The 23,267-nt window shown below is 55.9% G+C and carries 22 protein-coding genes; 10 read left to right on the forward strand and 12 right to left on the reverse strand.

Annotated features, from left to right (window positions below):
- Positions 1 to 108 precede the first annotated feature (108 nt).
- Positions 109 to 666: a YecA/YgfB family protein gene (locus K6L24_RS02880; protein ID WP_062744375.1), complete on the forward strand. Its 558-nt coding sequence runs from the start codon at positions 109 to 111 to the stop codon at positions 664 to 666.
- A 46-nt stretch (positions 667 to 712) separates the two neighbouring features.
- Here the strand turns inward: K6L24_RS02880 and nlpA are convergent, their stop codons facing one another.
- Positions 713 to 1,516, reverse strand: coding sequence for a lipoprotein NlpA (nlpA, locus tag K6L24_RS02885; protein WP_255210141.1), 804 nt, complete (start codon positions 1,514 to 1,516; stop codon positions 713 to 715).
- Positions 1,517 to 1,661: 145 nt separating this feature from the next.
- Complete coding sequence (locus tag K6L24_RS02890) at positions 1,662 to 1,919, reverse strand: helix-turn-helix transcriptional regulator (RefSeq protein WP_222681933.1); 258 nt, start codon at positions 1,917 to 1,919, stop codon at positions 1,662 to 1,664.
- Positions 1,920 to 2,039: 120 nt separating this feature from the next.
- Here K6L24_RS02890 and K6L24_RS02895 point away from each other — a divergent pair, with 120 nt between their 5' ends.
- Positions 2,040 to 2,354: a helix-turn-helix domain-containing protein gene (locus K6L24_RS02895; protein ID WP_062744373.1), complete on the forward strand. Its 315-nt coding sequence runs from the start codon at positions 2,040 to 2,042 to the stop codon at positions 2,352 to 2,354.
- A 133-nt stretch (positions 2,355 to 2,487) separates the two neighbouring features.
- Here K6L24_RS02895 and ampH read toward each other — a convergent pair whose 3' ends face one another.
- The 3 genes from ampH to K6L24_RS02910 form a co-directional block, all read right to left on the reverse strand.
- A complete protein-coding gene (gene ampH / locus K6L24_RS02900; RefSeq protein WP_062744372.1) occupies positions 2,488 to 3,663 on the reverse strand; it encodes a D-alanyl-D-alanine-carboxypeptidase/endopeptidase AmpH in 1,176 nt (391 codons plus the stop codon).
- A gap of 220 nt (positions 3,664 to 3,883) precedes the next feature.
- Complete coding sequence (gene opgB / locus K6L24_RS02905; protein ID WP_222681934.1) at positions 3,884 to 6,184, reverse strand: phosphatidylglycerol--membrane-oligosaccharide glycerophosphotransferase; 2,301 nt, start codon at positions 6,182 to 6,184, stop codon at positions 3,884 to 3,886.
- 365 nt (positions 6,185 to 6,549) lie between these two features.
- Positions 6,550 to 6,813, reverse strand: a complete 264-nt coding sequence (locus K6L24_RS02910; RefSeq protein ID WP_062744370.1) for a hypothetical protein — start codon at positions 6,811 to 6,813, stop codon at positions 6,550 to 6,552.
- 129 nt (positions 6,814 to 6,942) lie between these two features.
- Here K6L24_RS02910 and K6L24_RS02915 point away from each other — a divergent pair, with 129 nt between their 5' ends.
- Complete coding sequence (locus K6L24_RS02915) at positions 6,943 to 8,094, forward strand: porin (protein ID WP_062744369.1); 1,152 nt, start codon at positions 6,943 to 6,945, stop codon at positions 8,092 to 8,094.
- 47 nt (positions 8,095 to 8,141) lie between these two features.
- Here the strand turns inward: K6L24_RS02915 and K6L24_RS02920 are convergent, their stop codons facing one another.
- Positions 8,142 to 8,531, reverse strand: a complete 390-nt coding sequence (locus K6L24_RS02920) for a tautomerase family protein (RefSeq protein WP_118665494.1) — start codon at positions 8,529 to 8,531, stop codon at positions 8,142 to 8,144.
- 150 nt (positions 8,532 to 8,681) lie between these two features.
- On the opposite strand from K6L24_RS02920, the gene K6L24_RS02925 reads away from it, so the two are divergent.
- The 4 genes from K6L24_RS02925 to mug all read left to right on the forward strand — a co-directional run bounded on the left by K6L24_RS02925 (position 8,682) and on the right by mug (position 13,026).
- Positions 8,682 to 9,602 (forward strand): LysR substrate-binding domain-containing protein, encoded by a 921-nt coding sequence (locus tag K6L24_RS02925; RefSeq protein ID WP_222681935.1) that lies wholly within the window; start codon positions 8,682 to 8,684, stop codon positions 9,600 to 9,602.
- A gap of 123 nt (positions 9,603 to 9,725) precedes the next feature.
- The gene (locus tag K6L24_RS02930) at positions 9,726 to 11,270 is read left to right on the forward strand and encodes a methyl-accepting chemotaxis protein (RefSeq protein WP_062744366.1); all 1,545 of its coding nucleotides are present in this window, start codon (positions 9,726 to 9,728) and stop codon (positions 11,268 to 11,270) included.
- 150 nt (positions 11,271 to 11,420) lie between these two features.
- On the forward strand, positions 11,421 to 12,455 hold the full coding sequence (locus K6L24_RS02935; protein WP_062744365.1) for a tartrate dehydrogenase: 1,035 nt from the start codon (positions 11,421 to 11,423) through the stop codon (positions 12,453 to 12,455).
- 52 nt (positions 12,456 to 12,507) lie between these two features.
- Positions 12,508 to 13,026, forward strand: coding sequence for a G/U mismatch-specific DNA glycosylase (mug, locus tag K6L24_RS02940; RefSeq protein WP_062744364.1), 519 nt, complete (start codon positions 12,508 to 12,510; stop codon positions 13,024 to 13,026).
- Positions 13,027 to 13,083: 57 nt separating this feature from the next.
- Here the strand turns inward: mug and rpoD are convergent, their stop codons facing one another.
- The 3 genes from rpoD to rpsU all read right to left on the reverse strand — a co-directional run bounded on the left by rpoD (position 13,084) and on the right by rpsU (position 17,637).
- Positions 13,084 to 14,925 (reverse strand): RNA polymerase sigma factor RpoD, encoded by a 1,842-nt coding sequence (gene rpoD, locus K6L24_RS02945; RefSeq protein WP_062744363.1) that lies wholly within the window; start codon positions 14,923 to 14,925, stop codon positions 13,084 to 13,086.
- Between the two features lie 312 nt (positions 14,926 to 15,237).
- A complete protein-coding gene (gene dnaG / locus K6L24_RS02950; RefSeq protein ID WP_222681936.1) occupies positions 15,238 to 16,983 on the reverse strand; it encodes a DNA primase in 1,746 nt (581 codons plus the stop codon).
- Positions 16,984 to 17,421: 438 nt separating this feature from the next.
- Complete coding sequence (gene rpsU, locus K6L24_RS02955; RefSeq protein WP_001144069.1) at positions 17,422 to 17,637, reverse strand: 30S ribosomal protein S21; 216 nt, start codon at positions 17,635 to 17,637, stop codon at positions 17,422 to 17,424.
- A gap of 304 nt (positions 17,638 to 17,941) precedes the next feature.
- Here rpsU and tsaD point away from each other — a divergent pair, with 304 nt between their 5' ends.
- A complete protein-coding gene (gene tsaD / locus K6L24_RS02960; protein ID WP_118665934.1) occupies positions 17,942 to 18,955 on the forward strand; it encodes a tRNA (adenosine(37)-N6)-threonylcarbamoyltransferase complex transferase subunit TsaD in 1,014 nt (337 codons plus the stop codon).
- A gap of 12 nt (positions 18,956 to 18,967) precedes the next feature.
- On the opposite strand, the gene plsY is transcribed toward tsaD, so the two are convergent.
- Positions 18,968 to 19,588, reverse strand: a complete 621-nt coding sequence (plsY, locus tag K6L24_RS02965) for a glycerol-3-phosphate 1-O-acyltransferase PlsY (protein WP_137270186.1) — start codon at positions 19,586 to 19,588, stop codon at positions 18,968 to 18,970.
- 107 nt (positions 19,589 to 19,695) lie between these two features.
- On the opposite strand from plsY, the gene folB reads away from it, so the two are divergent.
- Entirely contained in the window at positions 19,696 to 20,055 is a 360-nt protein-coding gene (folB, locus tag K6L24_RS02970; protein WP_062744359.1) for a bifunctional dihydroneopterin aldolase/7,8-dihydroneopterin epimerase, read from the forward strand.
- Positions 20,056 to 20,197: 142 nt separating this feature from the next.
- Complete coding sequence (bacA, locus tag K6L24_RS02975) at positions 20,198 to 21,019, forward strand: undecaprenyl-diphosphate phosphatase (RefSeq protein WP_062744358.1); 822 nt, start codon at positions 20,198 to 20,200, stop codon at positions 21,017 to 21,019.
- A gap of 78 nt (positions 21,020 to 21,097) precedes the next feature.
- Here bacA and K6L24_RS02980 read toward each other — a convergent pair whose 3' ends face one another.
- The gene (locus K6L24_RS02980) at positions 21,098 to 22,318 is read right to left on the reverse strand and encodes a multifunctional CCA addition/repair protein (protein ID WP_062744357.1); all 1,221 of its coding nucleotides are present in this window, start codon (positions 22,316 to 22,318) and stop codon (positions 21,098 to 21,100) included.
- 138 nt (positions 22,319 to 22,456) lie between these two features.
- On the reverse strand, positions 22,457 to 23,077 hold the full coding sequence (locus K6L24_RS02985) for a TIGR04211 family SH3 domain-containing protein (protein WP_062744356.1): 621 nt from the start codon (positions 23,075 to 23,077) through the stop codon (positions 22,457 to 22,459).
- Positions 23,078 to 23,267: the final 190 nt, after the last annotated feature.

Here is a 23,267-nt window from a genome sequence, read left to right on the forward strand (position 1 = left end):
ATGAAATAGTATGTCACGACGGTGGCTTTTTCCCCGTCAGACTACCAGAATAGCCTCATAAACCGGTAAACGCCGGGTGAAAACGGATATAAGCAGCGAGGTAACACCATGCAACAAGGCCCTCTGACCGAAGCAGAACTGGAATGGCTGGACGATATTTTAATGAAGTACGGCAGTGAGGCGTCGGTGGTGGATGCTTCTGAGCTGGATGGCCTGTTCACGGCTATCCTCTCCGGCCCGGTGCTGGTGGAGCCTCAGCAGTGGCTGCCGGTGATCTGGGGTGGGGAAGAGAACGATCCTGAGTGGGAATCGGACGAAGAGTTTGAGCAGTTTATGGATCTGCTCGCCCAGCATATGAATGATATTGCCGATCGCCTCAGTGATTACCCGGATCAGTTCGAACCGCTGTTCGGCCTCAATACCGTGGAGGATCAGGAGTTCATCGTGGTAGAAGACTGGTGCTTTGGCTATATGAAAGGCGTGGCGCTGGGAGACTGGTCATCCCTGCCGGTGGCCCTGCAACCTGAGCTGGCGACGATCGCGCTGCATGGCAACGAGGAAAACCTCGCCCGTCTGGAGAAGCTGACGCCGGAAGAGTACGGACAGAGCGTTGAGGCGATCCGTTCAGCGGCCATCAGCCTGCATGCTAAGTGGCTGCTGCACTAAGCCCCGGCCAGCCGCGCGCTGATGCGCGGGGCTGACCCTTTACCGGTTACCAGCCCGGTACAGCCCCACCGTTAAAGATAGTCTCTGCTGCGGTTGCCACTTCAGGCGACTGGTAGGATTTAATAAAGTCGCGCACGTTGGCGGCGTCTTTATTCTCCTCCCGGGTGACGATGATATTGACGTACGGCGACTGTTTATCTTCAATAAACACGCTGTCGCGTACCGGATTCAGCCCCGTCTGTTGCAGATAGGTGGTGCTGATAATCGCCACCGTCACCTGCGCATCATCCAGCACGCGCGGCAGCTGCGCCCCTTCCATTTCCATGATCTTCAGCCGCTTCGGGTTGGCGATAATATCGACCGCCGTCGGCAGCAGGCCGGTATTGGCCCTGAGCGTAATCAGCTTCTCTTTCTGCAGCAGCAGCAGGGCGCGGCCCAGGTTGGTCGGGTCGTTAGGGATGGCAATGGTATCCCCGTCTTTTAATTCGCTGACCTGTTTAATCTTTCTGGAATAGCCCGCCATCGGGAACACAAAGGTATTGGCGACGGCCACCAGCGTGGTGCCTTTGGCTTTGTTGTCTTGCTCGAGGAAAGGACGATGCTGGAAGACGTTGGCATCCAGGTCGCCGTGCGCTGTCGGATCGTTCGGCAGCAGCGAGCCGCTGAACCCGACCAGTTCCACCTCCAGGCCGTACTTCTCCTTCGCCACCTTTTTGGCCACTTCCGCCACATCCTGCTCGGCACCGTTGATTACCCCGACCTTAATATGGTGGGCATCGTCATGTTTCTGGTCGCAGCCGCCAAGCAGGATCGCCATCATCAGCGCGGCGGATTTTACGGTATGGCCCAGGGGATATTTCACATTATTTTCCTTAATTTCAATAAGCTGGAGGCATATCAAACAACCGCAAATCGCGCACGGAGTCAACATGACGGCTTATGATAAAAAGGGTGGCGTTATAATCAGAGGTTGTAAGGCAGGGCGGGGGCGGGAATTACGCTTTTTTACTCTCATCATGCCACAGGCAGATCTGAACGGCCAGCTCATCTTCCAGGGTATAGAAAAAGCAGGCAGGAACGTCCAGTACTTCAGCAATGCGGCACACCAGTTCAAAGTCCGGGACATGGATACCGCGCTCGTATTGATTCATCCGTGCGCTGGCAGTCGCTTCGTCAATCCCCGCCAAGACCCCCAGTTTTTGTTGTGATATTCCTTTCTTTACCCGGGCTTCTTTCAAACGATGTGGCAGCATGTCGATCCTGATTTGTGAGCAATTAACAGGATTCTCTAAGCTGCCCGTGTAAAATGTACTAAGTATTACTTAGTATTGGCTTTGGACGATATCAGACCTGGAAAACAAGCAGAGGAAGGCATGAAGAAAAAAACTGATATGCACCCCGCCGACATTGTCGCGGCGATGAAAAAGCGACAAACCTCTCTGGCGGAGCTGTCACGCAAAGTGGGGTTAAGTTCCGGCACGCTGGCAAACGCCCTGAAAAGGCCCTGGCCTAAAGGGGAGTTTATTATTGCCGCTGCGCTGGGGATGCACCCTTCGGAGATCTGGCCCAGCCGCTATTTCGATAAACGTGGCAGGCTGCTGGCCCGCGAGCAACTGCTGCGGCGCTCGCGGCAGCGCGACACGGCTGAACCGCCGACATCAGAAGGCGGGAGCGCACGGCCTGAGTGATATTCGCCTGTCAGGGGCAGATCGTATGGGACGGTTTATCAGCCGGCGAACGGCAGGCGTCCCGCCACCTGACGGCGTCGCCAGGGGCAGAAAGTGCGCTCTGCTCCTGGCCCGCTGACGCAAGCCAGGGAGATCAGTTGGCCATAATGCTGGCGGCCAGCTGAGCACTACCGGAGGTATTGCCGATCAGTTCGGTCAGCAGATTGTTGACGCCATCGCTCATCGGAGTAAAGCGCGTCTCCGGCGAACGGGCGACCACGATAAACACCCCGACGCTGTACTGCGGTACCATCGCCATGTAGGTGATAAAGCCGCCGCCACCGCCGGTTTTTTCAATAATCCCCGGGCGACCGTCGCGCGGGGCCATATAGACCCAGCCCATGCCCAGGGCATCAGCACGCCCCGGTACGTCCATCCCGTCCACTTTCGTGAGCTGACTGCGCTGATAAATCATCGTCTGCAGACGGTCGGCCTGTGCGCTGCGGCTGTTGACGTCCGAAGCAAGGAACTGCTGCATCCAGCGGCCCATATCATCCGGGGTGGAGTAGACGCCGCCGCTGCCGATGGCGGCCAGTGAGTTATTGCACGGACTCGGGCTTTTGGCCGGGATCATCAGGCGACGACACTGGTCCGGGGAGGGCGTAAAGGTGGTGTCCTTCATGCCCAGCGGCCTGGTGACCAGCTCCTGTAACAGCGCAGGATAGGGTTTGCCTCCGGCGCGGGCCAGCGCATCACCCAGCAGGTCAAACGCCAGATTGGAGTAGCCTGCGCGCTGTCCCGGTGCCCATTTCAGCTGGGCGCTGCGCAGCCAGTTCCAGCGCTGGCTGTTGGTCGGCCAGGTAAACACCGCCCGATTGGCTTTGCCTCCCGGCTGCTCGCGCGGCAGGGCGCTGGTATGGGTCGCCAGGTTGATCAGGCGGATCGGCTGGCCGTTATACTCGGGCACGCGGCTGCCCGGCGGGGCATATTTGCTCAGGGGGTCGTTCAGCTTCAGACGGCCCTGTTCAGACAGTTTCACCATCACTTCGCTGGTCATCAGCTTGCTGAGGGAGGCGATGCGCACCAGGGAGTCTTTCTGCGGACGCTGCTGGCTGCCGGGGCGTACGGTGCCCCGGCTGACGAAAATGCGCTGATTGGCATCAATCGCAACCATCGCCATGCCGCTGGCCTTGGTGTTATAGAAGATATTGTCGGCGTACCGTTCAACGGTCTGTGACGCCATCAGCGGGTCAGGCTTTGGCTGTGCCTGGCTTTGCAGTGGCAGCGCCAGTGCAGGGAGCAGCAGTAAAGCATAGAGCGGAGATTTCAACGGGCAGGCATCCCTGTAAAGTAAATAGATAACCACTTTATACTCGTCATATTTCGGGTGGCATGGGCGTTAACTGCGCTTGCTGACCCTCCGTCACCGGGGGGCCACACTGCCGGGAGCGCCGGACGTTAGCGCCTCACTGCAACCCGAATTATTCAGAGTACATAGTAGATTTTCTGATTTTAACTGCAAGTCTTTCCGGTGGAGAAAATGTGCCCCGTCAGGGCTGCGGGGCGACCCGCAGGCTGACAAGGCCAATGCCCAGTTTGCGGGCGGCAAAACCGTCCGTCAGTCCCAGGCTGGATTCCTCAGGCTCCGGCGGCACGATGATAATCGAACGCGCATGGCCGGGATTGCTTACCTGTAACGTCAGCGTGCTGTCCTGCTCGCCAAACGTCACCTGCTGCTGCCAGCCGCCGACCTTGATGGTCACCGGGCGCAGCGCATTAGGGCCATAGGCCCGGCCGGTCAGCGTCAGCGTAAAGTCGGCAGGCAGCGGTTCCAGGTACTGAACGGTCACCTGCGGCAGCAGATTGGCATCTGACCAGCGTCCCCACTGTTCAACATAGGAGAGGCCGGACACCTTTTGTACCTGCTGCGGCAGGCCTGGCAGATTAAACAGCACCGTGTCAGAGCGGTATTTCAGGTCAGTATCAGCTATCTTCAGGCGCGTGATGCTACGCTGATACTGCTCATTGCTCTGCGCGGTGCCAGCCTTCGCCGGGAAGACGATCTTACCCGGCGTATTCCCGGGCTGTACCCGGGAGATGACCGGAGCCGCGTTCAGCGTGCCGTTGGCCACGCACAGCCCGTTATCCATCGCCAGTTTGTCATCCCACACGCTGCCTATTTTGTAGCAGCGGTCAATCCAGACAAACTTCTCGTCGGGCGCAAACTTCGCCAGCTGCTGCTTCAGCGGCGTGGCGAGCCAGGCGTCCAGCTTCGGTTCAATCTTACCCGGCATCACGGACAGCAGCAGCGGCAGCTTAAAGTGGGAGCCGGAGAAGCTGAACAGGTTTTTCTCCGTATCAATTTTATAGTCAGAGATGCTCTTCGGAAACTTCCACAGCTGGATGACGTCGGGCTTCCACTCGGTGATCTTCTCTTTAATGTTGAGATAGGTCGCAGAGAGCGAGGTGGAAGAGAGGCTGCTGCGGCCCAGGCCAATAAAGTTATCGCCGCCCATTGCATCCAGTACGGTGGCACCGTTATCCAGCGTGCTGCGCTTGACGTTGACCACCCGGCTGCTGACATCATCGCCACGCAGCATAAAGAACAGGTCGCGTCGGTCGTGCTGATTGAGGTATTTAAACGCGGTATTGTTCATCGCCAGATGATCGGAGCTGACGACAATAATGGTGTTCTTAAAATACGGCGTGGCGCGAATTTTTTCGATAAGTGCCGCAATATGCTCCTGACCGCAGGCCACGGCGGCAAAAGATTTATTCTCTTTTCCTTCAAAGGGATACGATTTTCGCTGGCAGCTGCGTGAGATAAACCCGTCCGGATGATGCGTGTCGACCGTCAGCGCGAACAGTGAAAAGGGCTGGTTCTTCTTTGCCAGCTCCAGATATTTTTCGAAGACCAGATCCAGCACCGTATCGTCGTACCAGCCCCAGTCGTTACGATACTTCGGATCTTTCACCAGGCTTTTCAGCTCGTTAAAGCCGTAGGCATGGTCAAAGCCGTGGGAAGAGAGGAACAGATCCTTGCCGGCAAAGCTCAGGCTGGCCCCCTGATAGAAGTAGTTCTGGTAACCGGAAGACTTCAGAATATCCCCCAGGCAGATATTCTGTGGGTAGAAGGAGGAGAGCGAGCTGGAAGCGTTGCCGTCAAACGGCGCAAACAGCGGAATGCCGCACTGCGACGCCACCATCCCGGCAATGGTGTATTCGGTGCCGGGAAGCTGCTCGGTGTTACTGAAGTCCACCGCATTATTTTTGATCGCACTCAGTTCCGGGGCCAGCTTCGGGAAGGCCTTATCGTCAAAATAGGTACGTTCCAGGCTTTCCGCATAGATATAGACCAGGTTTGGCCTATCGCCCCGCAGGGTTTTCCCTGGCACCTTGTAGTGGGCGTCAAAGTCCGAATCCCCTTTAGCGATCTGCGATTTAATCAGCGCCGCCACCTGCTGATAGGCAGGTGTGGTTTTGATCGAAGCCAGCGCCAGTATCAGTGCCAGGGCGCTGTATAACTGACTGTAGTCGTGGCTTTTCCGCAGGCGTAATACCCAGGATAATAAAAGAAACAGCAGGAATAAACCGGTTATCAGCGCAGCAGCTGGCAGAATATACTTCTGCATTCCGGCGCCGCTCAGACTGCTGGTAATGGTATAAATCACCGCATCATTAATTCCTTCGCCGGTAAAATAGTTACTGGCCAGCAGCGAAGCATTGAGAATGATATAGATGCCAAGCAGCACCAGCACGGCAATAAACCACAGCTTATGACGTCCTGCCTTCCATGTGTACAGTGACGCTGAAGCGATAAAAAACAATAACGATACCCATTCTGAAACCATTAGATCGATCTTACCCTGTCTGTGACGCAATCCCTGTCAGGTGTCTGCGAGGTGAAAAATGAGGAGTGTAACGAAGTAACTTAACGCAGCAAATTATCCCTGGCAACATTCAGAGGGGACAGGGAAAACGCGTGACACAGCGATTTGGTTCTCAGCCGTTTAACATTTGTTTAGGTTGGGCGGCAGAAACCTGCCTTACGGCGCGTCCGGGGGCGCGGGCCGATCGCCGTGAACCCGCAGAGCAGAGGGCATCAGCCCTTGGCTGTTAAGCCTCAGCCGGCAATACTGACCGGAAGGGAATGAAAATCGGCCGCGTAAAATAAACCGCGCTAATGTGTTTTGCGGCGTCAAAATAATGCTGAAATTCAGATTTGGCTCACACAAATGACCTTCCTGATATTCTCCGTCCGCACCTGTCCTGAGGATGAGGTATCGCTGCGATCGGTCAGGCGGTCAGTGCCTGCAGAAAGAGAGTGAAAAATGCGCAATATTGACTTTTTAACGCTGCCAAAAAAGAGCGTAACCCGGGTCATGCTTTGTTGACTGTCAATCAGAGGTGTCTGGCTGTTTTTCATCTCAGCAGTGAAATAAAGCACAATATGATTAATAGTGTGAATAAAGACATTCATTGAAATATTTAGTTAATCTCTTTCTTCATAAAAAAGCACAAAACCTTATCGGGACAGCGTCTTTTTTATCGTCGTTCAGGATATTCTTTTTCCTGCTATTTATTTGACTATATTACGCAGGGATTCTAAATGTTAACAAAAATGCGCGTTTTAACTCAGGCCATTGGTCTGGGGCTGATTATTGGCAGCACGTCGTTTGCTGCCCAGGCGGAAATTACCGTGTTGAAACAGGACCCTCAGGCTGGCGATCCGTTAAGCCGGCTGAACTTTACCGTCGGCGGCAGTATTCGCCCTCAGTTCAATAATATGACCGGTGACGGCGATAAAGGTTCCTACAAACGTAATGGTTTCGATGGTGGGACGCGCTTCCGCTTTGCCGCCGATTATTATCTGTTTGATGATATTAGCTGGATTAGTTATTACGAACTGGGGGTGAATATTCCGGCTGTATTTAGCTGGGATAATCATCATGCGGATGGGGCAAATAACACCTCCCGCCGTATGTTATATACCGGTCTGAAAAGTAATACCTGGGGCCAGCTGACCTTCGGCCAGCAGAACAGCGTTTATTATGATGTGGTCGGAGTGAAAACCGATATCTGGGATTACGATATGCTCGGCCAGGCGCCGGGTAACGGCATTAATGGCGATTACGACGGTTCCTACCGTGGCCGCAAAATGCTGAAATATAAAAATACCTTCGGCGATGCGGATGTTTACGCCTCTTACCTGTTCTCCGACGGCGAGTATTTACCGGGCAACGGTCTGCGCTACAAGCGTCAGGGCGGCGGGTCGCTGGGTGTGGATTATCACATCACCAAAGACCTGACGTGGGGCACCGCGTGGAACTATACCCGTGCAGAGATGCGTAACCCGGGTAACGGCGATGACAAAACCTACGATCAGAATATTATCGGTACGGCGTTAAGCTGGAAACCGGATAACTGGACCTTCACTGTCGGTGGCGGCTGGTACGATAATTTCCTCACCACCAAAAAAGTGGATGTGGATAACTACTTCTCCGGGAATGCCTGGGGGGTTGAGTATCTGGCGGGCTATACCGTGCCGGTCGGGGCCTATGGTCTGACGTCCGTTATGCCTTATGTGATGGGCGATCGTATGCAGTATGTGACCGGGCGTGATTACCAGCGCATCGATAACGGTGTGGGTGTCACCCTGAAGCTGGATTACGGATTCCGTGTGGATTACGAACACGTGTTTACTTCCAGCACCGACGACCTGGGCGACATGAACCTGGTGCGTCTGCGTTACGACTTCTGATGAACGACGGACGGCTCCCCGGTATCCTGCCGGGGAGCCGTCCGGTTTTACAGTTCGCCAGTCAGATACTGCGCCACGCCGTTGCCAAAGCTCCAGTCGCCCTTATCGTTGGTGATAAAGGTTATCATCACGTCTGACGGCAGAATGCCGCAGCTCTCCTTCAGTTCCCGACACAGTTCGGCCATAAAGAACTGCTTCTGCTCGCTGCTGCGCGGACTGGTAAACACCCGCACCATCACCAGATTATCGCTACGCTGCAGCCCCAGGCCGGTATCCTCAAATACCATCTGATAACCTTTGTTTTCGTGAACAATCTGATAGCGATCGCGCTCGGGGACGTTAAACGCCGCCAGCACTGCACGGTGCGCCGCATCCAGCAGTGTTTTCAGCTCTGACTCGGAACGGCCCTGAATGACATCAAACTGAAGTAGTGGCATGGAAACCTCGGCGTGGTAAGTAAATAACAGGATTTAACCGGACGTGGCGGCGTGAGGTCTGCCGCTGTCTCAGGAGGCCAATTTACCCATAATTACCGTCGGGAAAAAGCGCTATACTTGAATTGATTATTTACTATAGTGAACAATGCCATGAAAGAACTGAAAACGGACGCGCTGTGGACCCATCTGCACTGGCTGACGGTGCTGGCCGAGCAGGGCACCTTTACCGCTGCCGCAGAACGGCTGGAGGTGAGTAAGGCCGCGATGTCAGTGAAGATCAAAGAGCTGGAACAGCTGGCCGGCGTACCGCTGGTGACGCGTACCACGCGCAGCGTGCGCCTGACCAGCGCGGGTGAAAAGCTGGTGGATGACCTGCGCGCGCCATTTGCGCAGATTGAACAGAGCTTTTTTGGCGTGCGGGATTCTGCCGGTCCGTTACGTGGGCTGGTTCGTGTGACCGCGCCGGTGGCCTTTGCCCGCCAGCAGCTGGTGCCGCATATCACCGCTTTCCTGCGGGAGCATCCTCAGGTGCGCGTCCAGCTCGAGGTGTCTGACCGGCTGGTGTCGCTGGCCAGCGATGGCTTTGATCTGGCCATTCGCCACAGCAACAGCCTGCCGGAGACCCACGTTGCCCTGCCGCTGTGCCGGACTCATGCGGTTGTCGTCGCGTCCCCGGCGTATCTGTCACGCTATGGTCACCCGTCCTGCCCGCAGGCGCTGAGTGAGCACCTGTGCCTCTATTATCCGCGTGGGGTGGAACTCCCGCGCTGGAACTTCCAGCCGTTAACGGGGGGAGAACGCGTTGCCGTTAACGTTAGCGGGCCCTTTGCCACCAACAACAGTGAATCTATCCGCGATGCCGCGCTGGAGGGACTGGGTATTGCACTGCTGCCGGACTTCAGTGCTCAAGCCGCGCTAAAGGATGGGGCTTTAGTACAACTGCTCCCGCAGTGGCAAGCGGTCGGTGCTTTTGCCGATATGTTATATGTCGTGCGCCCGTGGTCAGCGCAGGTGCCGCGTGCCGTCAGCGGGTTTATCCACTGGCTGCGTGAAGCCTTCGCCAGCGCCTGATCGGTGCGGTCGCTGTGCGCTGCCGCACAGATTAGATGAAAGTTGTTAAAGTTTTAGTCACACCCTGCCGACAACCCCTGCTTAATTCCTGCAATTTCCCTACATTCATAACAAGGTCGTTATATGCATACCCACCCGCCTGTCACTCAGCAGGAGTATCCGCTCGATGATGATACCACCCTGATGACCACCACCGATGCCCGCAGCTACATTACCTACGCCAACAGCGCGTTTATTGAGGTAAGCGGCTATGATCGCAGTGAAATCGATGGACAACCCCACAACCTTGTCCGCCACCCTGATATGCCCGCTGCCGCGTTTGCCGATATGTGGGCTACGCTGAACCAGGGGCTGCCGTGGACCGGGCTGGTGAAAAATCGCCGTAAAAACGGTGACCACTACTGGGTTCGCGCCAATGTCGTGCCGGTGATCCGTAATGGTGAAATCCAGGGGCATATGTCAGTGCGCATCAAGCCTACGGCGGAGGAGGTGCAGGGGGCAGAAGCGCTCTATCAGAAGATGAATCAGGGCAAGATGAAGGGCTGGCGTCTGCACCGGGGCCTGCTGCTGCGCAGCGGCTGGCTGAGGGGATTAAGCCTGCTGAAAACCATGCCGCTGCGCTGGCGTCTGCACAGCGCGGTGCTGGCCCTGTGGCTGCCGCTGGTGGCCGCTGCCGCAGCGGCAGGCCTCGCGGGGACTGCGCTGGGAGGCTTTACGCTATTCTCCGCGCTGATGGCGCTGCTGGTGGATCTCTGGCTGCAACGTCAGATTGCCCGGCCGATGGCGGCCGTGTGCCGCCAGGCGCTGAATGTCGCTACCGGAGCGAATCCGCATGTCGACCACATGGACAGGGTCGATGAGATCGGCACGACGCTGCGCGCGGTGGGCCAGCTTGGCCTGATGTTCCGCTGGCTGCTGAATGACGTCAGCGACCAGGTGGTGGACGTCCACCGGGCCAGTGACGAACTGGCGCGCGGCAACGATAAGATCAGCAGCCATACCGAACAGACCGCCGCCAGCGTGCAGCAGACCGCCAGCACCATGAACCAGATGACCAGCACGGTGCAGCGCAACGGTGAAAGCACCGAGCAGGCGAACCAGTTCTCCCGTACCGCCAGTAACGCCGCCGTGAAAGGCGGTGAGGTCATGCAAAACGTGGTGGTGACAATGGATGAAATTGCCGACAGTTCCCGCAAAATCGCCACCATTACCGGCCTGATCGACAGTATTGCCTTCCAGACGAATATCCTGGCGCTGAATGCGGCGGTGGAAGCGGCACGCGCTGGCGAACAGGGTAAAGGGTTTGCCGTGGTGGCGGGTGAAGTACGTAGCCTCGCGCAGCGCAGTGCGGGTGCAGCCAGTGAGATCCGCCAGCTGATTGCTGCCAGTAATCTCAAGGTTGAGTCCGGGGCCGGACAGGTGCATGAGGCAGGCAAAGCCATCGGGGATATTGTGGAAAAAGTGCAGAACGTGACCGATCTGCTGCAGCAAATCAGCGTGGCCACCGCCGAGCAGGGGGCCGGTCTGGGCGAAGTGGGTCAGGCGGTGGAAGCGCTGGATCGTCTGACGCATGATAACAGTGCGCTGGTCAGCGAGGGTGCGCTGGCGGCGCAGCGGATGAAGCACCAGGCAGAGCGCCTGGTCGAAGCGGTCAGCGTCTTCCGCTGATCGCAACCTGCGCAGGCGCGGCCCTCTGCCGCTGCTCCGCCGGTGTATTCGGCAGCATATGCCGCCGCGTGACAGGAAAAAAGCAGCACAAATGCGTCACCTGGGCGAAGATGTCTTTCTGATGGTTATCTTATTAATCGAAGGAGAGTCATGAAAAGCTATCAAATAGCACTGATCCCCGGTGACGGCATCGGCGTAGACGTGACGAAAGCCGCATGGCAAGTGCTGGAGCACAGTGCCGGCCGCTTTGGCTTTGCCCTGAGCGGTGAGACGTTCCCGTGGTCCTGTGAGTATTATCTTCAGCACGGTGAAATGATGCCCAAAGACGGTATCCGCACGCTGAGTCAGTTTGATGCCGTGCTGCTGGGGGCCGTCGGCTGGCCGGAAAAGGTAGCGGATAACGTGTCGCTGCACGGCCTGCTGCTGCCGATCCGCAAGCAGTTTGACCTGTATGCCAACGTGCGTCCCCACCGCCTGCTGGCCGGGGTGGAGGGGCCGCTGCGTAAAAGTGAGTTTGATATTCTCTGTATTCGTGAAAACACCGAAGGGGAATACAGCGGTGCCGGCGGGCGTATTCATCAGGGCACTCCGGATGAGGTGGCGGTCGAAACCTCGATTTTCACCCGGCGCGGCGTGGAGCGCATTCTGCGGTACGGCTTTGAGATGGCGCAGCAGCGCAGCAAACGGCTGGCGTCGGTGACCAAATCGAATGCGCAGAAGTACACCATGGTGATGTGGGACGAGGTCACCGAAGAGGTTGCCCGTGACTACCCGGAGGTGAAGGTCAATCGCTACCATATTGATGCCATTGCGGCGCGGATGGTGATGCACCCGGAAACTCTGGACGTGATCGTGGCCTCCAACCTGTTTGGCGATATCCTCACCGATCTCGGTGCGGCGATTCAGGGCGGGCTGGGCTATGCCGCGTCCGCTAACCTCAATCCCGATCCGTCAGTCCCTTCCATGTTCGAGCCGGTGCACGGTTCAGCGCCAGATATTGCCGGACAGGGCATTGCCAATCCGGTTGCCGCCATCTGGTCGGCGGCGATGATGCTGCAGCATCTGGGCGAGACGGATGCGGCGGGCGCCATTCTTCGCGCGGTGGAAACAGTGACGGCGCAGCATCAGCCGGGCCGCGGGATGAAAACCGAAGAGATTACCGCGGCGGTCATCGCTGCGTTATGATTGATCAACGGGCTCCCGTACCGGGAGCCTGCTGTCAGGGAGACCTCCGATCGTGGAAGCGCACGGTATCACCGATATTATTCAGCCAGGCCTGCGGGTGCTGTTCTGCGGCATCAACCCGGGCAAATCCTCTGCCCATACCGGCTATCATTTCGCCCACCCGGGCAACCGCTTCTGGAAAACCCTTTTCCAGGCCAGGTTCACCTGGACGCAGCTCCGTCCGGAGCAGGAACAGCAGTTGCTGGAGACCGGCTGCGGCATTACCATGCTGGTTGAGCGGCCCACGGTGGTGGCCACGGAACTGGCCGGCAGTGAACTGCGCAGCGGCGGGCAGGCGCTGATGGAAAAGATTGAGCGTTACCAGCCAGCTGCGCTGGCGGTGCTGGGCAAGCAGGCTTATCAGCAGGCGTTCCGGTGCAGTAAGGTGGAGTGGGGCAGGCAGCCGCTGACGGTGGGGAACACGGAGATCTGGGTGCTACCGAACCCGAGCGGATTGAACCGGGCTTCACAGGATGCGCTGACGGCAGCCTATGCGGAGCTGGATCTGGCGCTCAAGGCGCGGGGGATCTAGTTTTTCACTAAAAAAAATGGCCCCTCAGTGAGGAGCCATCTTATTGCACCGACCCGATTAATCGTCGAGGAAGCTGCGCAGCACTTCAGAGCGGCTTGGGTGACGCAGCTTACGCAGCGCTTTCGCCTCAATCTGACGAATACGCTCACGCGTTACGTCGAACTGTTTGCCCACTTCTTCCAGCGTGTGGTCGGTATTCATATCGATACCGAAACGCATACGCAGTACTTTAGCTTCACGCGCGGTCAGACCGGCCAGCACGTCGTGCGTGGCAGAACGCAGGCTCTCTGACGTCGCGGAGTCCAGCGGCAGCTCCAGCGTGGTGTCTTCGATAAAATCACCCAGATGTGAATCTTCATCATCACCAATCGGCGTCTCCATAGAGATCGGCTCTTTGGCAATTTTCAGCACCTTACGGATCTTATCTTCCGGCATCAGCATACGCTCGGCCAGCTCTTCCGGCGTCGGCTCACGGCCCATCTCTTGCAGCATCTGGCGGGAAATACGGTTGAGCTTGTTAATCGTCTCAATCATGTGCACCGGAATACGGATGGTACGCGCCTGGTCAGCGATTGAACGGGTGATCGCCTGACGGATCCACCAGGTGGCATAAGTCGAGAACTTATAACCACGGCGATATTCAAACTTATCCACCGCTTTCATCAGACCGATGTTACCTTCCTGAATCAGATCCAGGAACTGCAGGCCACGGTTGGTGTACTTCTTGGCGATAGAGATAACCAGACGCAGGTTAGCCTCAACCATCTCTTTCTTCGCACGGCGCGCTTTCGCTTCGCCGATCGACATACGACGGTTGATGTCTTTTACCTGTTCAATCGTCAGGCCAGTTTCCGTTTCGATCTGCTGCAGCTTCATCAGGCTACGGTGTACGTCATCTGACACATCGTTCAGCTTCTCTGACCACGGCTTATTCATTGCCAGTGCCGCTTTGAACCAGGTTTCGCTGGTTTCATTACCGGTGAACAGGGTAATGAAGTTCTTCTTCGGCATCTTACAGATTTCTACGCACAGCTTGAGGATCAGGCGTTCCTGAGTACGGACGCGATCCATCATGGTGCGCATGCTGTTCACCAGGAAGTCGAACTGCTTCGGCACCAGGCGGAACTGCTTGAACACGTCGGACAGATTCTGGATCTCAGCGATGGCATCAGCGTGGCTACGGCTTTTCGCTTTGATAACGGTACGGGTGGTTTCGTACTGAACGCGCAGGTCGTTGAATTTTTCCCGCGCCAGTTCCGGATCGATGCTGTTGTCATCATCCGAGCTGTCGTCGTCAGACTCTTCGTCTTCTTCTTCGTCATCACGCTCTTCAGCGGAAAGTTCTGAACCCACGTGAGTCGCAGTAGGGGCGATCTCTGCTTCGGCATTCGGGTCGACAAAACCGGTGATCAGATCCGACAGGCGCGCTTCGCCCGCTTCAACACGGTCATATTGCTCAAGCAGGTAAGTAATCGCTTCAGGATATTCAGCAACGGAACACTGTACCTGGTTGATACCCTCTTCGATGCGTTTGGCGATATCGATCTCGCCTTCACGCGTCAGCAGTTCAACCGTCCCCATTTCGCGCATGTACATGCGCACCGGGTCGGTGGTACGTCCGATTTCAGATTCTACGCTGGATAATACCTGAGCAGCCGCTTCGGCAGCGTCTTCGTCCGTGTCGTTGTTGTTCTCATTCAGCATCAAATCATCGGCATCAGGCGCTTCTTCTACAACCTGAATGCCCATGTCGTTGATCATCTGAATGATGTCTTCAATCTGATCGGAGTCGACGATATCTTCCGGCAGATGGTCATTGACCTCGGCATAGGTCAGATAGCCTTGCTCCTTACCACGGGTGACAAGTAGCTTAAGCTGTGACTGCGGGTTTTGCTCCATAAGACGGTATCCACACTTCTGTTAAATTAGATTGGTGTCGGGTCGGCTAACATGCCAACAATAACAGTGAGGGCGTTTGGATTATTGCCGCTGCCCGTCATGGCGGCCGTCAGGGGCTGCCTGACTCGAATTCGGCACTTAAGCCGCTTATGTTCTGTCTGAAGCTATCTTGCTTGCCATTTTGAACCCCGGCGATGGTCGCAGTCTTCCCGTCCTTCAGTACGCTCCGGGTGCTGCGCGCAGGCGGTGTCCAAACTGACGGCGCCGATAACGCTTCTAAATTTTGTGTAATAAGGCCAAAACCTTATTCATTTACTGTTTCTTCAGTGCCTGGCTCAACGTCCAGAACTCGCGGCGCTCTTCTGCGGTCAGTACGTGTGTGCGGTCGCGGGCGATTAAATCTTCAAGCCTGCGTTCCAGCGCGTTGTCATACATACTGCCCAGCGCGTCCTTAAACATGGTTTCCACTTCGTCATCTACGATCATGTGGTTCCATGTTGCCAGGGTTTCAAGGCTCTGGCTAAATTTTGTTCCGCGGTATAACTCTAGTAGCTGTCCGGTCGTCAGGCCAGGTTGCGCTGCGCAAGTGCTCACTAACTCGACGAACAGCGGAAATCCTGGTAGTTCTGACTGCTCCAGCCCCTCCAGAGAAGGCACCATCATCGCCAGCTGCGGATTTTGAATCAACAGCCCAATAAGTATACGCATGGTTGTGCGTTTTAGCTGGGGCTGTGCGGGTGGTTTCGCATTTTCCGCTTGCTTAGGCATCAGCTTTTCCAGCTGGCTGTCGTCAAGAATACCCAGCTTATTGCCCAGTTCCTGACGCAGGTAGATGCGTAATGTCTCGCCCGGGACCTGGCTGATTAACGGCAATGCCAGGGTACTGAGCTGCGCCCGTCCATCCGGGGAACGTAAATCCACCTGGGGCATCAGGGTGTCGAACAGAAACGTGGAGAGCGGCATGGCCTGCTCCATCCGCGTTTCAAATGCGTCTTTCCCCTCTTTACGCACCAGCGTATCCGGATCTTCGCCGTCAGGCAGAAACATAAAGCGTAGCTGACGACCGTCATTCATGTAAGGTAAAGCCGTTTCCAGCGCCCGCCATGCAGCCTCGCGGCCGGCACGGTCGCCGTCATAGCAGCAGATCACCGTATTGGTCGAGCGGAACAGCAGCTGGATATGCTCTGCCGTGGTGGAGGTACCGAGAGAAGCTACCGCATAATCCACGCCAAACTGGGCCAGCGCCACCACATCCATGTAGCCTTCGACCACCAGCAGTTTGGTGGGTTCCGGATAGTTTTTTAGCGCTTCATACAGGCCGTACAACTGGCGACCTTTGTGAAAAATATCGGTTTCCGGTGAGTTAAGATATTTTGGCATTGCGTCACCCAGCACGCGGCCACCAAAACCAATTACCCGCCCACGCTTATCGTGGATAGGAAACATCACCCGCTCGCGGAAGCGATCGTAACTGCGGCCCTGCTCGTTGGTGACCAGCATGCCGGCATCGATCAGTGACTGGCGGTCATCGGGATTACGGCCAAAACGTTTGAGCGCATTATCCCAGCCTGCCGGGGCGAAACCGATAGAGAAATGTTTTATAACGTCGCCGCTCAGCCCACGCTGAGACAGATAGTCGCGCGCGGCAGATGCCGTGCTTTGTGTCAGCGACTGCTGATAAAATTCGCTCAGTCCCGTCATTAACTGATACAGGCTCTGACGCTGATGACGCTCGAGCTGACTGGGGCCGCTGCCGCTTTCGTAGGGCACTTCCAGTCCATAAAGTGTGGCCAGCTCTTCAATGCTTTCCACAAACTCCAGGCGATCGTAGTTCATCAGGAAGTCGATGGCATTGCCGTGCGCACCGCAACCAAAACAGTGATAAAACTGTTTTTCACCGTTGACGGTAAAAGAGGGGGTTTTTTCATTATGGAAAGGACAGCATGCGTGGTAGTTCTTGCCCTGCTTTTTCAGCTTTACCCGGGCATCAATAAGATCCACGATATCCGTGCGCGCAAGTAGGTCATTGATAAACACGCGTGGAATGCGTCCAGCCATAAATCCCCTTCATCTTTCTGCGTCTGGCTGCGTTGGCTGCTGTCATTCACCCCGGTCACTGACTGATGTCAGCTCCCGGGGATTCATGCCATTGCCGCCTTGCCAGACACCGAAATCTATTGGGGATACTTCCCTTCATCTTTCTGCGTCTGGCTGCGTTGGCTGCTGTCATTCACCCCGGTCACTGACTGATGTCAGCTCCCGGGGATTCATGCCATTGCCGCCTTGCCAGACACCGAAATCTATTGGGGATACTTCCCTTCATCTTTCTGCGTCTGGCTGTATTGACGTTTATGAATCAAAACAGTGGGTTACAGTGAAATTTCTGTAAGGTCTATTTTTGGTTCATAAACGACAACAAGCCGCGCATTCCTTTCGGAAGCACGGCCTGAATACTACTAACTTGTCTGTGAAGCGTGAGGGTGACCCCTCAGGATATTAGTACAGACGAGTGCGGCGTGCGTTTTCGCGAGCCAGTTTCTTCGCGTGGCGTTTTACTGCAGACGCTTTAGCGCGCTTACGTTCGGTAGTAGGTTTTTCATAAAACTCACGACGACGAACTTCAGCCAGAACGCCTGCTTTCTCACAAGAACGCTTGAAGCGACGCAGTGCAACGTCGAATGGCTCGTTTTCACGTACTTTAATTACCGGCATGTAACTCTCACCTCGATAAATTCGGTTTTGCTGCTGACATCGGTGCCAGCTCATTTCAAAATGGTGCGGAATTTTACTCCAACACAGGCTTCGTTGTAAAGCACCATAGCATTAAGTAACCAACAGATACACCTGTGCGGCTGCCGGTTTTTTTCAGGGGACTGATTATACACGAATCCTCTTCACGTCGTGCGAAAAAAAACACCTTATTGCTCAATGCGTAACCGCTCAACAGGTAAAATAGCCGCCTGTAAATGCGCCTTCATGCTACACTGCGCGCCGCAAGAATGAGGTGAAAAAAGCCATGCGTGTTCTCGGAATTGAAACATCCTGCGATGAAACCGGTATTGCCATTTACGACGATGCTGCCGGTTTGCTCGCCAATCAACTTTACAGTCAGGTCAAACTCCACGCCGACTATGGTGGCGTGGTACCGGAACTGGCCTCGCGCGATCACGTGCGTAAAACCGTGCCGTTGATCCAGGCAGCACTTCAGGAAGCCGGGCTGCAGGCGAAAGATATTGACGCGGTTGCCTATACTGCCGGCCCTGGCCTGGTTGGCGCGCTGCTGGTCGGAGCGACCATTGGCCGCTCGCTGGCGTTTGCCTGGGATGTACCGGCCATTGCCGTCCATCATATGGAAGGTCATCTGCTGGCACCCATGCTGGAAGATAACCCACCGGCATTCCCGTTCGTTGCGCTGTTGGTTTCCGGTGGGCACACGCAGCTCATCAGCGTCACCGGTGTGGGGGAATATACCCTGCTGGGTGAGTCGGTGGATGATGCAGCGGGGGAAGCGTTCGACAAAACCGCCAAGCTTCTGGGGCTGGACTACCCGGGGGGGCCAATGCTGTCAAAAATGGCGCAGCAGGGAGTGGAAAAACGCTTTGTCTTCCCGCGGCCGATGACGGATCGTCCGGGACTGGATTTCAGTTTTTCAGGCCTGAAGACCTTTGCGGCCAACACCATCCGCGATAATGACGACAGCGATCAGACGCGTGCTGACATTGCCCGTGCATTTGAAGACGCAGTCGTGGATACGCTGGCCATTAAGTGCCGACGTGCGCTCGATCAGAGTGGTTTCAAACGTCTGGTGATCGCCGGTGGCGTCAGCGCTAACCGCACGCTGCGCAGTAAGCTGGCGGAGATGATGCAAAAGCGCGGCGGGGAAGTCTTCTATGCCCGCCCGGAGTTCTGTACTGATAACGGAGCGATGATCGCTTATGCCGGCATGGTAAGGTTGAAAGGCGATACGCCTGCAGGACTCAGCGTGACGGTTCGCCCGCGCTGGCCGCTGTCTGAACTGCCCGCGATTTAATCCCCATTGGGGTCAGGATCCTTCCGGCCCCTGCGTTTTCTTTTTTCTCTTCTTCCAGATCTTATTTTCCTGCCCACGCCACAGGCGCTGAATATTGTCGTGATGACGTAACAGGATCAGGCAGGAAAGCATAGCGACCGGGAAGGTAAACTGCGGTTTGAACCACCAGACGTAGAAGGGCGCGATTAGCGCACTGACGATCGCCCCTAATGAAGAATAGCCACTCAACAGCACGGTCAGCAGCCAGGTGCCGGTCATCAGGCCTGTCAGATCCCAGCCGATCGGTGCGATTGCCCCAAAAGCGGTCGCCACCCCTTTGCCGCCTTTGAAGTGGAAGAAGACCGGGTAAATATGCCCAAGGCAGGCGGCAATGGCGGTCAGACCCAGATAAAGAGGCGTGACGCCAAGGTGATAAGCCAGCCAGACGGGCAGCATCCCTTTACATACATCAAACACCAGCACCGTAATGGCCGCACCTTTGCCGCCAAGTCGTAGCACATTGGTGGCACCAGGATTACCCGATCCGTTGTGGCGTGGATCCGGCAATCCGAACAGTCGACAGACCAAAATCGCACTGGAGACAGAGCCACACAGATAAGCGAAAATGATCATGCCAAGCGCGAATACACTCATAACACCGTTCCGTCTTGTTGGGGTCGTCTTAAAGTCAGCATCTGTGGATAATACGCATAAACCGCCGGGGATGGTATCCGGCAACCGCAAAAACAGAGAGACATATCATGGATATCGTATTTATTGATCAACTGTCGGTGATCACCACCATTGGTGTTTACGACTGGGAACAAACGATTCAGCAGAAACTGGTGTTCGATGTCGAAATGGCCTGGGATAACCGCAAGGCAGCCGCCAGTGACGATGTGAACGACTGCCTGAGTTATGCCGATGTATCAGAAGCAATCATCAACCATGTCGCTCACGGTAAGTTTGCCCTGGTCGAGCGCGTGGCAGAAGAAATTGCCACGCTGCTGCTGACCCGTTTCGCTTCGCCGTGGGTCAGAATTAAGGTCAGTAAACCGGGTGCCATTGCTCAGGCCCGGCAGGTCGGTGTCATCATCGAACGCGGGACTAATCCGAAATAATTCCATTTTGATTGCCATCACAATGAAACCAAACCACATTATGCTCTGTCTTAAGGTTGTCCTGATGATGTCAGGGCACAATGGGCGGGAGCGTTAAGCGACCGCCTTTTTAATGGTTTTAACAGGGTTAGGGGCAGATTTGATGACTGATATTCATCAGCTATTAGTGGCAGCAATACTTGGGATTGTTGAGGGGCTGACGGAGTTTCTCCCCGTGTCTTCTACCGGACACATGATCATTGTCGGTCATTTGCTGGGATTTGAAGGTGAGAAGGCGGAGACCTTTGAAGTTGTCATTCAGCTCGGATCGATTCTCGCCGTTGTGGTCATGTTCTGGCGTCGTCTGTTTGGCCTGATCGGGATTCATTTTGGTGAAGTGAAACATGAAGGGGTCGGGCAGGGTAAACTGACGCTGATCCATATTCTGCTGGGCATGGTGCCGGCGGTGGTGATTGGCCTGTTGCTGCACGATAAGATCAAGACGCTGTTTAACCCGGTCAACGTGATGTATGCGCTGGTCGTGGGCGGCGTGCTGTTGATTGCGGCAGAGCTGCTGAAGCCTAAGCAGCCAAAGGCGGTTGGCGTGGACGATATTACCTATCGTCAGGCGTTTATCATTGGCTGCTTCCAGTGTCTGGCGCTGTGGCCGGGTTTCTCCCGCTCCGGTGCCACCATTTCAGGCGGAATGCTGATGGGCGTCAGCCGTTATGCGGCTTCTGAATTCTCCTTCCTCCTTGCCGTACCGATGATGATTGGCGCCACCGGCCTGGATCTCTACAAGAGTATGGGATTCCTGACGATGGCCGACTTCCCGATGTTTGCCGTCGGCTTTGCCACCGCGTTTATCGTGGCGCTGATTGCGATTAAGAGCTTCCTGCACATCATCAAGCGCATCTCGTTTATTCCGTTTGCTATCTACCGGTTTATCGTGGCCGCTGCGGTCTACGCGGTGTTTGTCCTGTAAGCTGAGCGGGGGCAGGCCTGCCTGACCCCGGCCAGCACGCAACGGCCGATCGTCTGTTTCGATCGGCCCGTCGTTACCTTAAACGGCTTTCCAGTTCTCCAGCGCTGCCACCCGGCGGCGCGTAAGTTCTTCCCTTACTTCCGCGCCTTTGAAGCCTGCTTCGACCACGCCTTTCGTCGACACCGCCTGCACGACCTTCCAGGCTTCACGCAGGTGATCGCCCTGCGGATAAGGATTATTTTCGAACCCGGTACGTCCGCGGGCATCGGCTTCGCTGGTCAGCGCAATCTGCTCTACGCGATGCGGTTTACGCCAGGCATCCAGACGATCAAACAGCGCCACCAGCGTGTCCGCCGGATGATTCTGTATCGTATGCACCAGATCGTGAAACTCGGTCACCAGCAGTGCCAGATCGCGCGTTGCATTGGGAACGCGCAGGCGTTCACACAGGGCGGCAACCAGCGGCACGCCCGCCGGGCCATGTCCGTGATGGCTTGGCCATTTTTCCGGAGGTGTCAGCGCCTTGCCCACGTCGTGAAACAGCGTGGCAAAACGGATATCGACTTCGGGACTGAGCTGCGCGGCTATCGCCAGCGCCATAAGGGCATGAACCCCCGTGTCGATCTCCGGGTGCCATTTTGCCGGAGCCGGCACGCCGTAGAGGTTATCGAGTTCGGGGAACAGTACCGCCAGCGCACCGCAGTCGCGCAACACCTGGAAAAATACCTGAGGCGTTTCTGTTCGCAGGGCACCTTCCGTCTCTTTCCAGACGCGTTCTGCCGTGAGATGCGCCAGTTCGCCGCTTTTCGCCATCGACGCCATCAGCGCCAGGGTTTCACCGGCGATACGGAAGTTAAGATGAGCATAGCGTGCCGCAAAGCGCGCCACGCGCAGCACGCGCAGCGGATCTTCACTGAAGGCTTCTGATACGTGACGCAGTACCCGATTCTCCAGGTCTTCCCGCCCACCGTAAGGATCATAATAGTGGCCGTCGGCATCCTGAGCGATGGCGTTAATCGTCAGATCGCGGCGGGCCAGATCCTGCTCCAGCGTGACATCCGGGGCGGAATAGCAGACAAAACCGGTGTAGCCGCTGCCAGATTTACGCTCGGTGCGGGCCAGCGCATACTCTTCGTGGCTGGCCGGGTGAAGGAAAACCGGGAAGTCGCGGCCAACCTGCTCAAAGCCCTGTTCCAGCATCTCTCCGGGAGAGGCACCGACCACCACCCAGTCTTTGTCTTTGATCGACAAATTGAGGAGTCCGTCACGCACGGCGCCGCCGACAAGGTATGTTTTCACTGGGATCTCCAAAGGCTGCGAGTAAGAATAAACTGAGCAATAATTGTCATACTATAACATTCATGTTGCATGAATGATAAATCGCGGGCAACGCAAAAAGGGTATCCACAGATACCCTCCGGTGTTGCGTCAGTTCGGTCAGTTCATCCAGCGGTCGCTTTTCTTCCTGCGGGGGATCATATGCGGTAACAGCAAGCCCAGCAGCAGGCCGACACCCGCCACGCCTCCGCCATACATAAACCACTGCATGATGATGGTGCGCTGTTTATCATCCAGCTGCACATTCGCGGCATCGACTTTTTTCTTCGCCACGATAAGCTGGTTTTTTAACTGCTGATTTTCTTCTTTCAGGCTGTTGATCGCGTCATCGCTGCCTGCCACCTTCTTTTGCATATCGGCGGTACGTTCATTCCAGCTACCGTCAATATTGGCCAGTTTAGCCGTCAGGACTTTCACCTGCTCTTCCAGTTCAGGCACGCGGGTGCGCAGGCTGGGCTGCTGGCTGAGTTGAGTCAGGGGGATCCAGGTGGTGCGGCCCTGGCTGTCACGGATCTGGCCATATTTACTGTTTTCATTCGTCTGCAGCAGTGACACTTCTTCGCCAGCGTTTAGGGTACCAACCAGACGATAATCGTTACCAGGACCACTGCGAACCCAGGTGGTCAACTCGTCGGAAATATAGCGTTTTTCTTCAGCGTGGACGGTTGCCACAGCGCTCATCGAGAGCAAAGTCAGACCAATGAGGTGAGTGATTTTCATTCGAACTCTTTTTGCATAAGGGCTGTAAAAATGTAATTGCACAGTCTGGAGCTGCCTCACAGAAAGCTGAATGAGAACTATCCTGGTCTCAGGCGGCTTGAGATGCTGTGCGCGAAAGCGTAATAAAGCAGAGACAGTGCTGTCTCTTGTGCATTATTCTTGGTGGCTATAGCAGCACGATTGCCCGCCA

Source organism: Erwinia persicina, from assembly GCF_019844095.1.
Lineage (GTDB): Bacteria > Pseudomonadota > Gammaproteobacteria > Enterobacterales > Enterobacteriaceae > Erwinia > Erwinia persicina.